The sequence below is a fragment of the Shewanella sp. SM55 genome (assembly GCF_025654025.1).
In the GTDB taxonomy this organism is placed as follows: domain Bacteria; phylum Pseudomonadota; class Gammaproteobacteria; order Enterobacterales; family Shewanellaceae; genus Shewanella; species Shewanella oncorhynchi.
On sequence record NZ_JAKKRS010000001.1, the window covers coordinates 389,336 to 402,798 of the forward strand.

The window sequence follows — 13,463 nt, forward strand, 5'->3', positions numbered from 1 at the left end:
AAATCAAGGAGTCAGTCTATCACGGCCTGACAGGTTTTGAATACTGCACTTTGCGCGCAATCCGAGATAAGTTAGAATCGCGCCACTATTTACACAGAGTATGAAAACATGATCACATTACACACTAATTTGGGCGACATTAAACTGCAACTGAACACTGAAAAAGCACCGTTAACAGTAGCAAACTTCATGAAATATGTTGACGAAGGTTTCTTCGAAGGCACTATCTTCCACCGTGTGATTGACGGTTTCATGATCCAAGGTGGTGGCTTCAACGAAGACATGAGCCAAAAGCGTTGTAACGAGCCAGTGAAGAACGAAGCCAATAACGGTTTATCAAACCGTACTGGTACTGTCGCTATGGCGCGTACCTCAGATCCACATTCAGCTACTGCGCAATTCTTCATTAACGTGAACGACAACACTTTCCTCGATTTTAAATCAGAAACCTCACAGGGCTGGGGCTACTGCGTATTCGGCGAAATCGTTGAAGGCATGGACATTATCGAAAAAATTAAAGCTGTTAGCACTGGTAACCGTGGTATGCATCAAGATGTGCCATTAGAAACCATTGTGATTGAAAAAGTCAGCGTCGCGGCATAATACGGCGAATGCGAACTCTATTTATAGGCGATCTGCACCTGAGTGCAGATCGCCTTGATATCACCCAAGCGTTCACTCGCTTTCTCGACACTGAACTCGATGATGCCGACGCCCTTTATATTCTAGGCGATTTGTTTGAAGTCTGGGTTGGTGATGATATTGCCTTGCCTTTTGCCCTCGACATCGCCGAAAAACTCAAGCAAGTATCACAAAAGTTGCCCGTGTATTTTATCCATGGCAACCGTGACTTCATGCTAGGCAAACAATTTGCGCGCGCCGCAGGCATACAAATTTTACCCGAAGTCACTCGCCTCAATTTATACGGTGTCGACACTGTAATTTTACACGGCGACAGCTTATGTACTTTAGATAAGGCCTACCAACGCTTTCGAAAACTGCGCAGTTTATCGCTGTCTCGTTGGCTGTACGGTTGTTTATCCAAGAAAACCCGTCAGGGCATTGCTGATAAAATTCGCAGCAAGAGCAAGAACAGCAATAAGCAAAAGAGCTACACTATCATGGATGTAGAGCCCAATGCGGTCGATGTGTTATTTGCCAAGACACACACTAAGCATATGATCCACGGACATACCCACAGACCGGCTATTCATCAACTTGCCAATGGCTGTAAGCGTATAGTGGTTGGCGATTGGTATGAACAAGGCAGTGTGCTCAGTGTGAGCGCTGAAGGGATTAATTTACAGTCCTTACCCTTTGACCAGATGATGACCTAAAGGCATTGGCTTAAGTAGGCCTCATTTAGCGATACTTAAGCTTAAATGGCTTAAATTTTTAGCTTTAATAGATTGAAAATACTGCGATTAACGGTTTTTCGAACCGTTAATCGTTTCTGCTATATGGACTTAACTCTACTCGTTTGGGGAAGCAAAGCCGTTCAAATTAATTTAATAGAGGCGACCCACTGTGGAAACGAAACTCATCATCCTGCGCCAAAATCAACTCCGCTTCTAACTCGCCAAAGTACTTCACTCGCTCACTAATATCCTCAGGTGAAACCAACTGAGCTAACGCAAGATAATCTTGATAATGTCGAGCTTCAGAGCGCAGCAGTGACACATAAAACTTACTCAGCTCACCGTCTAAATAAGGCGCGAGTTTAGCGAAGCGCTCGCACGAGCGAGCCTCAATATATGCCCCTACAATCAACTTATCCCGCAAAATATCTTTCTCATGGGTTGTCACATGACTCATCATGCCCTTGGCATAACGACCCGCGCGAATATTGCGGTAATCAATACTGCGCTTGTGCATTAAATCCAATACTTGTTCAAAATGATGAAACTCTTCTTTAATCAAGCGGATTAAAGGTGAAACTAAATTCGCAGCAAACTTAAAGTTGGGCTTAGGTATAAGGTCAGTTACCAGCTCATTCTTTTTCACATCACGGGCTAAAAAACTCTCCACATCATGTTCTTGCGAATAAATAAACTCTTCATAGGGTTTAGCCCACGCCAACAGAGCTCGACCACTGTCTTTATCTAACGCATATTTTCGTAGCAAAAAAATCGCTGTCTGAGCGGCTTTTAACTCACAGTTACAATGGTCGATCAGCAACTCATCCAAGGAATCTGATTTTATCGCGACATCAATCCAAGTTTGCGGTGTTTCACAGTGAAGAAATGCGTGGATGGGGGCAAGAAGTTGCAGCATGGACTCACTCAATATCATTCTGAATATCGCACTATTTTACGCATATTTACTCATAAGCTATAGCATTAGGCTTAAGTAAACTTGACGCGCTGAACTTTTTGTTCAATAAATAATCTACACTCTAAAGAACTGAGATCCTGATCACACAGCCTCTCACTTCTCTATGTGTAACCAATCGATGGATAAAGAGACAGGACACCATTTTAACCTCGATTGTAGAGCTGTTATCAGCTCGTCTGACGTTTGGCGAGCCATTCATCAATGCTGAACAAGGATAATTATAATGATACTGAATCACTTAATGGGGCTATACACTCATCCAAAACAAGAGTGGCAAACAATTGAAAAAAATCATGAGGCACTGAAAAGTAGCTTAAGTCATGTAGTACTTATCGCCTTAATTCCGGCGGTGTGCAGCTATATAGCTACGGCTTACATTGGCTGGAATCCTGGCGCTGGTGATCCTATTTACCTTACACCACAAAGTGCCCTGTTTATGTCCGCAGGCATGTATTTAGGCCTGATTGCAGGTGTATTCGCCCTTGCCTATTTAGCCTATTGGATGGCAAAAACCTTCGATGCTAACCCAACTTACACCCAAGCATTAGAGCTCGCGTCCTACACTGCAACCCCGTTGTTTATGGTCGGTTTAGCCGCATTATATCCAGTGCTATGGTTTATCATGATAGTAGGGTTGATTGGTTTAGCCTACTCAGTCTATTTACTGTACGCGGGGGTGCCTATCATTATGAATATCCCTGAAGAGAAAGGTTTTATCTACGCTAGCTCTATGGTGACAGCAGGCTTAGTACTCTTGGTGGGGCTAATGGCAACTAGTGTCATTTTATGGAGCTTAGGCTTTGGTCCTATGTACCAATAACCATTTTAATTCATCACAAATTTAATCAACAGCAACTCAAGCTCTGCGTCGCAATTGATTTGTAGCAGAAAATAAAAAAGAAGGCCGCAAAGGCCTTCTTTTTTGAGTTGAATTAACGCTCTGAGCGAGTTAACAGATAAGTTTGACTCATTCAGTCAAACAGCTCCACTTAAGCAAAATCACTCGAAAGAATCACGCAGCGCTACGGTTAAGTTAAACACTAAATTATCCGGCGATGAATCTTTACTGTCAGCGCAGAAATAGCCTTCACGCTCAAACTGATAGGCTTGTTCCGCAGGTGCATTCACTAGGCTTGCTTCTGCAAAACCTTGTACCACGATCAATGATTCAGGGTTCAACACTTCATCCACAGTCTCTGCCGCAGCAGGATTAGGATCGGTAAATAAACGCTGATAGAGACGGAATTCAGCAGGCTTAGCTGTAGATGCCTCAACCCAATGGATCACGCCTTTGACTTTACGGCCATCTGCAGGGTTTTTACCTAAAGTTTCAGGATCATAAGTACAGTAAACCGTCGTGATATTACCTTCGCTGTCTTTGTCACAACGTTCAGCTTTAATCACATAGGCATTACGTAAACGCACTTCTTTGCCTGTAACTAAGCGTTTGTATTGTTTGTTGGCTTCTTCTTTAAAGTCAGCCACATCGATCAATATTTCTCGGCCAAAGGCTAATTCACGCGTCCCCATGCTCTCATCATTTGGATGAGCGGCCGCTTGAATGTACTCAAGTTCACCTTCAGCATAGTTTTCAATGATGACTTTCAATGGACGCAATACGGCCATCGCACGCGGTGCATGTTCGTTCAATTCTTCACGAATACACGCATCTAACATGCCGACTTCAATCATATTCTCTTGCTTAGTCACGCCGATACGTTGACAGAACTCGCGAATTGACGCTGGTGTATAACCACGGCGACGTAAGCCTGCAATCGTTGGCATACGAGGGTCATCCCAACCTGACACGAGTTTACGGGTCACAAGGTCGTTCAGCTTACGTTTAGACATCAAGGTATATTCGAGATTTAAGCGAGAAAACTCGTATTGACGAGTACGATTCGGCGCTTGAAAATCGTTCAAATTATCCAACACCCAATCGTATAAACGACGGTTGTCTTGGAACTCTAATGTACATAAAGAGTGGGTAATATGTTCTAACGCATCAGAAATACAGTGCGTGAAGTCGTACATTGGGTAAATGCACCACTTGTCACCTGTTTGATGATGATGGGCAAAACGAATACGGTAGATGATAGGATCGCGCATACACATGAATGGCGATGCCATATCAATTTTGGCACGCAATGCGCACTCGCCTTCTTTAAAACCACCGTCGCGCATCTTAGCGAATAAGGCGAGGTTTTCTTCGACTGATGTGTCGCGGAAAGGACTGTTTTTACCTGGCTCTTTTAACGTACCACGGTATTCACGGGTTTCATCTGCATTCAAAAAACACACATAAGCCAAACCTTTATTAATCAGTTCAACCGCATATTGATGTAACTGATCAAAATAGTTTGATGAATAGCGAACGTCACCATCCCACTGGAATCCAAGCCAACGCACATCCGCCTGAATAGAATTCACATAATCAATGTCTTCTTTTTCAGGATTAGTATCGTCAAAACGTAAATTACACAGACCGTTATAGTCTCGCGCTATCCCAAAATTTAAGCAGATAGATTTAGCATGACCAATATGAAGATAGCCATTCGGTTCCGGCGGGAAACGAGTCTGTACACTCGTGTGCTTACCGCTTTGTAAATCTTCATCTATGATATTACGAATAAAGTTACTCGGACGTACTTCAGTGTCCACATGACTCATGGAATTCCTCTTTGCGAACAATGGCAATTTTAAGAAAACCAGCATGATCCTACAGATCACCACTAGTTACAATGCCTAGGGTTAAAAACTCTGGTTTTTGACTGTCTGGGGTTATAACCGCGATAGTAAAACAATAAAAGCAGCCATGAAAGCTGCTTTTATCTTTGATCTAACTAAGCTGACATTTATTATTCAGTCACGCCGACTCAGTAAATCTTACTCGGTGATAATGCGGATCCCAGGAATAATCTGCTGGCTTCTTTTACCTTTACGTTTCAACCACAGATAAAAAGCGGCTAATGCAAACAAGAAGAAACCAATCCACAGACTTGATTGAACTGGGTGCTGCGTAAAGGTAGCGGCTTGATAAACTACCGTTGCAGAACCATAAGCCAGTGAGAAAGTCCACGTTGCCGCAAACGTCGCCCACCGAGAACCAAACTCATGCACTAAGGCGCCCATTGCCGCAACACAAGGAGTATAAAGTAAGATAAACAGCAAGTAGGAGAAAGCCGCAACTTTACCACTAAAACCTGCTTGTAAAGCACCAAAAGTCGATGTCGCAACACCTTGTTCTTCAGCCACGGTTTCTTTATTGGTTAAATCACCGACCGACAGTTTAAGCGGATCTTCAAGATCTAAACCAAACAAGTTAGCTGGAATCGTTGCCAGAGCCGCATTAAAGCTTTCGCTCAATGGTGCAAGCTCTTCATCTGTCGGCGCCGCGCTACTGTATAGACTGTTTAAGGTACCAACAACCGCTTCTTTGGCGAAAATACCCGTGATAATACCGACGGTTGCAGGCCAGTTATCCTGCTCTATGCCCATAGGCGAGAAGATAGGCGTAATTTTTTGACTCGCGACACTCAGCAAAGATGCTTGGCTATCTTCATGGCCAAATGTACCATCAACACCAATAGCATTAATGAAGTTCAATAAGGTCACGACTAGAACAATCGTTTTACCTGCGCCTAATATAAAACTCTTAGTGCGTTTACCTGTACGAACCATAACAGCTTTCAGCTTAGGTAGTTCATAACTTGGCAGCTCCATCACCACAGCACTACTGCTGCCGGGTAATAAAGTGCTTCTGAGTAATAAACCCGTACCGATAGCGGCAAAGATACCAATAATATACAGCAAGAAGACTAAATTCTGACCTGAATCAGGGAAGAAAGCCGCCGCAAATAGTGCATAAACAGGAAGACGTGCACCACAGGACATAAATGGCGCCATCATCCCTGTCACAATACGCTCACGCTCACTACCTAAGGTTCGCGTAGCCATAATTGCAGGCACTGAACAACCAAAACCGACAATCATAGGAACGAATGCTTTACCAGGCAGGCCAATACGACGCATTAAACCGTCAACCACAAATGCAGCGCGTGCCATGTAGCCAGAACTTTCGAGGATCGACAAACCGAGGAAAAGCGCCGCAATAACAGGAATAAAGGTTGATACGGTTTGAATGCCTTGGCCGACACCTCCCGCTAAGATAGTGACCAACCAAGCCGGAGAGCCCATGCTCGTCAAGAATGAACCGAAGTGATCGACAAACAGTGCGCCAGCAAAAACATCAAAGAAATCAATAAAAGCACTGCCAATATTAATGCTGAACATAAACATCAAATACATCACAAACAAAAACACAGGAATGCCAAGCACAGGATGTAAAACGAGTTTATCTAATTTGTCACTGAGGGTGAGGAACCCTGACTCTTTCACTGAACCTTGAAAGACTTGTTCAACGAAATTAAAGCGCGTGGTCGCCACCATCACTTCAATATCATGGCCTTGCTGAGCGATAATCTGAGTACAGGAATTCACTTCATCCTGCAGTTCAGCATTTTTACAGCTACCACAACCTGAACCATTACCTAGCATAGCCAAAGCGCGGCCGCGACTTAATTGGGCATCTTTACTGCAGAGTAACTGCACGCCCGCTTCAATTTGTTCATCATAGTGAAGCACTAATGGGGCTTCTGAGACTCGGCCTTGAAGTAAATCGAGTACCTGTGCCTGCACTTTAGCGACATCGGCAGGATCTCGCGAACACACGCCAATCACAGGGCAACCCAGCTCTTGGCTCATTTTCTTTAAATCGACTTTAATCCCACGTTTGACAGCCGAATCAATTTTATTCAGCACCACTACCATAGGGATAGCGAGTTCACGTAATTGGGCTGTGAGATATAAGTGACGTTCGATATTAGTGGCATCGACTAAATTGATAATGCCATCGACACGTTGCTCGGCAAGGTATTGCTGCGCAATTTGCTCATCAAGTGAACAATCGCAACTATTACCCGCAGGAAGAAGGTCGTAAATACCCGGTAAGTCTGTCAGATAGACGTCAGCACCGTTTAAGGTGAAATGACCAGTCTTTTTTTCGACCGTAACACCAGACCAGTTACCCACTTGTTGATTTGCGCCTGTTAGCGCGTTAAAGAGTGTAGATTTACCCGCGTTAGGGTTTCCTACTGTGACGCAATGAAACTGCTTAGCCATTCGTCTTTTCCACCTCAATGATGTCTGCCAAATCTCTGCGCATACAAAGTTTACTACCACGAATATCCAGTTCGAGACCAGAGCCCATAGGTGCGTATCGGATCAATAAAAAACGCGTATTTGGCGTGATCCCCATGGACAACAACTTGCGCTTCACGGTTTGTGGCAGCGCCAAACGCCCCACTTCAGAAATAAGACCGCGATCGCCGGGACTGAGTTCGCTTAACTTCATTACGTATTCCACCTTGCAACAGGTTCAGCTCGAAAAACTGCGCCCATTGTAACCGAGCGATGACACTAATAACTTTACCTAGATCAAGATTTTTGATTGGTAACGATAATAGTTTTCAATTGTGTTGGGTATTATGTGATAAAAATTCCAATGAATAAACGACCAACCGAAAATAAAAATCCGCACCTTAGCATTAGTGACTATCAAGCGATGCACAGAAGTCAAAACGCTGTAAACAAATCCCACCCGAAGCAAGTGTGATCAAAATCACACTTAATCTATATCGCCTGTAAAATCATCCTTCTTTACAGTGAAAAGACCACGCAATGTTAAGCACGTGTCACACACTTGTTCTAATATTAACCAAGCTCAATAAGCTAAATTAGCAATGTCGAAAGCGTAAAAATAACAAATATAAATGCACTCGGGAAAACATAACCATGGAAATAGGGCTAAAGTTCAGAAGCATAGCTAAGGCTATGCTATGTATTTTGTTATCAATCGCGAGCGTTTCGGCCTCAGCGACCCCTTGGGATAACAAAAAACCAGAAGAAGTTGTTGCGACATTAGACAAAAAATTCGCCGAAGGTAAGTATTCCGCTAAAGGCGCTGATACTTGCCTGATGTGCCACAAAAAAAGTGCCATGGTGATGGCAATATTTGAGGGGGTTCATGGCAACCCCAATGTGAAAGATTCGCCTATGGCCGATTTGCAGTGCGAAGCCTGCCACGGCCCGTTAGGGAATCATAATAAAGGTGGCAAAGAGCCGATGATCACCTTTGGCGCAAACTCCCCTGTTCCCGCGCAAAAGCAAAACAGTGTCTGTATGAGTTGCCACAATGACAGTCAACGTACCGCATGGAAAGGCAATCACCACGATAACGCCGATGTCGCCTGTAGCAGCTGCCATCAAGTGCATACCGCAAAAGATCCTATCAGCGATAAAGCCAATGAAGTCACCATTTGTACCCAGTGCCATACCCAACAAAAAGCCGATATGCACAAGCGCTCGGCGCATCCATTACAGTGGCAACAAATGGTGTGCAGTGACTGCCATAATCCCCACGGCAGTTTAAACGATTCAAGCTTGAAGCAAATGAGTGTTAATGAAAATTGCTATAGCTGTCATGCCGAAAAGCGCGGCCCTAAACTGTGGGAACATGCCCCCGTCACCGACAACTGCGCTAATTGCCACAATCCCCATGGCAGCGTGAACGAAGCCATGCTGATCAGCAAACCGCCACAACTGTGTCAGCAGTGTCACGCTTCGGATGGCCATAGCAGTAATGCCTATTTTGGCAATCAAACCAATGCCTTCACTTCTGGTAATTCCTGTATGAATTGTCACGGACAAGTGCATGGCTCTAACCATCCTTCTGGCAAATTACTACAGAGATAACAAGGGAATGATCATGCGAACAGCTAAAATGTCCCACCCTAGCGCTTATTTCTCCCTCACTTTGCTGGCTTGGGCGATAAGCGGTGTTTTGACTCAAGCACACGCCGAAGGTTATGAGCTGCAAGAAGCAAATCGAAGTAGCATAAAGACAGAGGCATGGAGCTGTAAGCAATGCCAACCTAATACAGGGCATATTGGCAATGTCAGTGCCAGCCTCGCTTACAACGATAGTGAGGACAGCCGTTTCGGTAACCGCACAGGGACAGATAATGATGGTCTCGTTGGCACCGTCGGTGCGGATATGGTGTACAAAACACCGTCGGGTTATCAAACCGAGCTGGTCGCGGACAAGTTAGGTTTTGATGCGGGCTCAGCCAAGCTCACAACCGGAAGGCCGGGGAACTATCAAATCAACTTGGGTTATAGAGGCTTAGCAAACTATAACCATAATCAACTCAAAAGCCCCTATACCTCAGTGCAAGATAAAATGTTATTGCCCGATAACTGGATAACAGGCGGCACAACGCAATCTATGCCTATGTTACAAAGCAGCCTTGTTAGCCAAGAGTTAAGTATTCAACGTGATCGCTTTAGTATCGGTGGTTACTACGCGGGCAAAATATCACCTGAAGGTGACAATAACAGTCACTACAAAGCCTCGCTAAACTATCAGCATGAAGACCGCAGCGGCGCCAAAAAGACCAGCGCCAATATACTCACCAATAGCGTTATGCTAGCCCAACCAATTGATGACAGTACTGATGAAGTCGATGCGAGAGTTTATTTTAACGGTTCAGGCTGGCAAGCTGGCATCAATAGCCAAATCAGCCAATATAAAAATGATCACCAAGCCATGCTGTGGCAATCTGCCTACACTCCCACCTTTGGCGCAGCATACTTAGGCCAGAATGCGGTCGACCCCGACAATAAAGCCTACCGAGTTGCCGCAGAAGCCTCTGGGGGGGCAAATGGTCAAAATGTATTGATGCACGCAGGCTTTAGCCGCATGACCCAAGATGACACCTTTATTCCTGCCACCATCAATGGCCCATCGCCCGTCCTGCCTGCGGATACCTTAAATGGCCAAGTCGATATTGTAGAGATGGACCTTAAATATTCAGGACGGATCAACCAAGATTTAAGTATGCAGGCAAGTTACAACTATCAAGACAGAGATAATAAAACGGCTCAATTAGACTTTCCGCAGATCGTCACCGACAGTATTAATCAAGGCACAGCCCAAAATAGCCTTTATGATAAGCGCACCAAAAAACTCGAACTTAAAAGCAAATACCGTTTTACCTCAGCGGCTTATGCCGAAGCGGGTTACAGCCATAATGAAAACGATTATGCCGAACTCGACCGCCAATCCATCGATGAATCTGGCGTGTTTGCTAAACTAAGTTATCGCTATTCGCCCGCATGGTCAGCTTGGTTGAAAGGAGAAGCACTAGAGCGAGATGGCAGTGAATATCATTCCGTCGCAACCACTCAAAGTTCAAGTAATCCTTGGCTACGTAAATCCTACCTTGCCGATAGAAAAAGACAGAAAGTCACCTTACACACGGATTATCAGAGCGACATTGGTCTATCTCTTGGTGCCAGCTTACACAGTATTAATGACGACTATCATCATACCCTAGTAGGTCTAACTCAGGTGTCCTATCTCGGTTACGACTTGTCAGCCCAATATATGCTGAGCAGTGACCTCAATTTAACCGCCTTTGTTAACCAAGATTGGCGCGATTCAGACCAAGCGGGCAGTAATTCCTTCTCGACACCCGATTGGTACAGCACTGCCGAGGAAAAATCGACCTTGATTGGTGCAGGGCTTAGTTATCAAAACCTGTTCGATCATCACCTCGATATTGGTTTGGATTACAGCTATTCCGACGGACAGAGTGATACAGAAGTGACCTATGGCATCACCAGTCCCTATGGCGATTTTTACGCCCGCAAGCACAATATTAATGCCTACGCCAAATATAAGTTTGCCGACAGTATGTCACTGCGCGTCGATTGGTTATTCGAAAAATATCAAGATGCTAACTGGCAAAACCAAGGCACAAGCTGGGACACGATTCCCAACGTACTCAGTTTTGGTGATATGGGCCACGACTACAACGCTCACTACTTAGGCTTGACCTTAAGCTACCAAATGTAACTTAGGCACTGACAGCGCATTCCAAGGATAGAAATATGAACAAGTTTGCAAAAATTCGCACTCAATTCAGTCTTATGCTGGCCTTAGTCTCCCTATTAAGCGCCTGTGGCGGTGATAACGGCCAAGATGGTAATCCCGGTGAGCCTGCGAAACCGCCTGCATTAACGATAACTAGCCTTAACATCATGGTCGATAAAGTCGCGATGACAGATGGCATTGCTCAAGTGGATTTTCAAGTAAGCAATCAAGATGATGAAGCCGTGGTTGGTATCCCATCGGCGACATTTATTGCAGCGCAGCTTCTCCCCAAAGGTTATACAGGCGCGGGGAATAGCAGTGAATGGCAGCACTTTACCGCTGAAACCTGCGCGGCAACTTGCCCTGGCAGTCTCACAGATCATAAAAACGGTCACTACAGTTACACCTTCAGCGCCGCATTTAATGGCATGAATGGAGTGACGTTTATACCAGAAGCGACCCAAAGAATGGTGGTCAAAATTGGCGGCGATAAACTTGCCGATAATACGCCCTTACCTATAACCAATCAGCATTATGACTGGCAATCTTCAGGTAGTAATGTCGCTTACACCCGCAACTTAGTCACAATAGAGACCTGTAATAGTTGCCACAGTAATCTAGCTTTCCATGGCAGTAGATATAATCAAATCGAAACCTGCGTCACCTGCCATAACAGCAAAAAAGTCAGTAACCCTGCGGATATTTTCCCACAAATGATCCACAGCAAACATTTAACTGGCTTCCCGCAACCCATTAGTGACTGCCAAACCTGTCACGTCGATAAGGCTGAGTTAACCGAACAGCAAAACTGGCGCAGAGTCCCGACCATGCAAGCCTGTGGTGCCTGTCATACACAGATCAATTTCCCCGCAGGCGAAGGACACCCAGTGCAAACAGATAACAGTAACTGCGTGGCGTGTCATAATGCCGACTGGACCGCAAGCGTACACAGTGATGAAGCTAAAAACGCGGCAGTGATGCAATTTAGCCCAAGCATCACCAGCGCCAGTATGGATGCCAATGGTACGGTCACTGTTGCGGTTAAGCTGATGAATCCAGCCACAGGAACTGTGTATAGCGAAAGTGCCGATAAGCTAAAATTTATCAATGATTTAAGAGTATATGCCAACTGGGGAACCAGTTTTGATTATGCGACCCGTTCAGCTCGCTCGATTAAACTGCCGGAATCCACACCCATATCAGACTCTAATGGCATTTATACCTATACGATAGCGGGCCTTACCGTGCCAGCAGGCACTGAAACGGATCATGGCGGACTTGCGATTCAAGGCAGAGTCTGTGCCAAAGATAAAGTACTGGTTGATTGCACGACTGAACTGGCGGAAGTGTTAGTGATTAAATCCAGCCACAGTTATTTTGATATGGCAGCATTGAGCAATGAAGGTCGCCGTAGCGTTGTGAGCAATGCAAGCTGCGGTAATTGCCATGGTGATCAAAAACTGAATATTCACGGCTCACGTAACGATCTCGATGGTCAATGCCAGCTATGCCATAACGCCAATATGCTGGCCGATGCGACGGCAGCCAATCCTTCAATCACGTCATTTGACTTTAAGCAGCTGATCCACGGTATTCACACCAGTCAATTCACGGGGTTTGAAAGCCTAAACTACCCAGGAAAAATCGGTAACTGTGCCCAATGTCACGTTAACGATACTGCGGGGATTTCTACCGTCGCCCTCCCCTTAAATTCAGCGGTACAACCCCTTGCCCTCGATAACGGCACTTTTACCAGCCCAATTGCCGCTGTGTGTAGCAACTGCCATTCAGATACCAGCACTCATAACCACATGGCTCAGCAAGGTGCTGTTTTTGCAGGTACAAAATCCGATGCAACCGCAGGAACTGAAACCTGTGCTTTCTGTCATGGACAGGGCGGAGTCGCGGACGTGTTGAAAGTGCATCCAATAAACTAACCCTATGATGCTGGCCTAAAAAGGCCAGCAACTGCAGATATAAAAGGAACTCATACGATGCAGTCATCTACTCCTAAAGAAATAGTCAGATCTCAGTCACATTACCCGCCTAAAGTGACTGATAAATACCAGTGACTTAGTTAGCCTTACAGATGGAAAACTAATTCCACACATCTTATGCGGGTAATGAGATTTAT

At 45.0% G+C, this 13,463-nt stretch carries 10 protein-coding genes; 6 read left to right on the forward strand and 4 right to left on the reverse strand.

The window, feature by feature from the left end:
• Positions 1–108: 108 nt before the first annotated feature.
• Both L5L91_RS01765 and L5L91_RS01770 read left to right on the forward strand, forming a co-directional pair.
• The gene (locus L5L91_RS01765) at positions 109–603 is read left to right on the forward strand and encodes a peptidylprolyl isomerase (RefSeq protein ID WP_263235542.1); all 495 of its coding nucleotides are present in this window, start codon (positions 109–111) and stop codon (positions 601–603) included.
• Positions 604–611: 8 nt separating this feature from the next.
• Entirely contained in the window at positions 612–1,337 is a 726-nt protein-coding gene (locus tag L5L91_RS01770) for a UDP-2,3-diacylglucosamine diphosphatase (protein WP_263235543.1), read from the forward strand.
• Between the two features lie 166 nt (positions 1,338–1,503).
• Here the strand turns inward: L5L91_RS01770 and miaE are convergent, their stop codons facing one another.
• Positions 1,504–2,274 carry a tRNA isopentenyl-2-thiomethyl-A-37 hydroxylase MiaE gene (gene miaE, locus L5L91_RS01775; protein ID WP_028760473.1) on the reverse strand — a complete coding sequence of 257 codons (771 nt, stop codon included), beginning with the start codon at positions 2,272–2,274 and terminating at the stop codon, positions 1,504–1,506.
• A gap of 283 nt (positions 2,275–2,557) precedes the next feature.
• Between miaE and L5L91_RS01780 the strand changes: the two genes are divergently transcribed.
• On the forward strand, positions 2,558–3,154 hold the full coding sequence (locus L5L91_RS01780; RefSeq protein ID WP_105252940.1) for a Yip1 family protein: 597 nt from the start codon (positions 2,558–2,560) through the stop codon (positions 3,152–3,154).
• 179 nt (positions 3,155–3,333) lie between these two features.
• Here the strand turns inward: L5L91_RS01780 and glnS are convergent, their stop codons facing one another.
• The 3 genes from glnS to L5L91_RS01795 form a co-directional block, all read right to left on the reverse strand.
• Positions 3,334–5,004: a glutamine--tRNA ligase gene (gene glnS, locus L5L91_RS01785; RefSeq protein WP_173245638.1), complete on the reverse strand. Its 1,671-nt coding sequence runs from the start codon at positions 5,002–5,004 to the stop codon at positions 3,334–3,336.
• Positions 5,005–5,220: 216 nt separating this feature from the next.
• A complete protein-coding gene (gene feoB, locus L5L91_RS01790) occupies positions 5,221–7,515 on the reverse strand; it encodes a Fe(2+) transporter permease subunit FeoB (protein ID WP_105252942.1) in 2,295 nt (764 codons plus the stop codon).
• Complete coding sequence (locus tag L5L91_RS01795; protein ID WP_028760477.1) at positions 7,508–7,747, reverse strand: ferrous iron transport protein A; 240 nt, start codon at positions 7,745–7,747, stop codon at positions 7,508–7,510. The genes feoB and L5L91_RS01795 overlap by 8 nt, the downstream gene beginning before the upstream one ends.
• A gap of 440 nt (positions 7,748–8,187) precedes the next feature.
• On the opposite strand from L5L91_RS01795, the gene L5L91_RS01800 reads away from it, so the two are divergent.
• The 3 genes from L5L91_RS01800 to L5L91_RS01810 are packed head-to-tail and all read left to right on the forward strand — an operon-like array spanning position 8,188 to position 13,266.
• Positions 8,188–9,147 carry a DmsE family decaheme c-type cytochrome gene (locus tag L5L91_RS01800; protein ID WP_263144397.1) on the forward strand — a complete coding sequence of 320 codons (960 nt, stop codon included), beginning with the start codon at positions 8,188–8,190 and terminating at the stop codon, positions 9,145–9,147.
• Positions 9,148–9,160: 13 nt separating this feature from the next.
• Positions 9,161–11,311, forward strand: a complete 2,151-nt coding sequence (locus L5L91_RS01805) for an MtrB/PioB family decaheme-associated outer membrane protein (RefSeq protein WP_263163266.1) — start codon at positions 9,161–9,163, stop codon at positions 11,309–11,311.
• Between the two features lie 35 nt (positions 11,312–11,346).
• A complete protein-coding gene (locus L5L91_RS01810; protein WP_263235545.1) occupies positions 11,347–13,266 on the forward strand; it encodes an OmcA/MtrC family decaheme c-type cytochrome in 1,920 nt (639 codons plus the stop codon).
• Positions 13,267–13,463 lie beyond the last annotated feature (197 nt).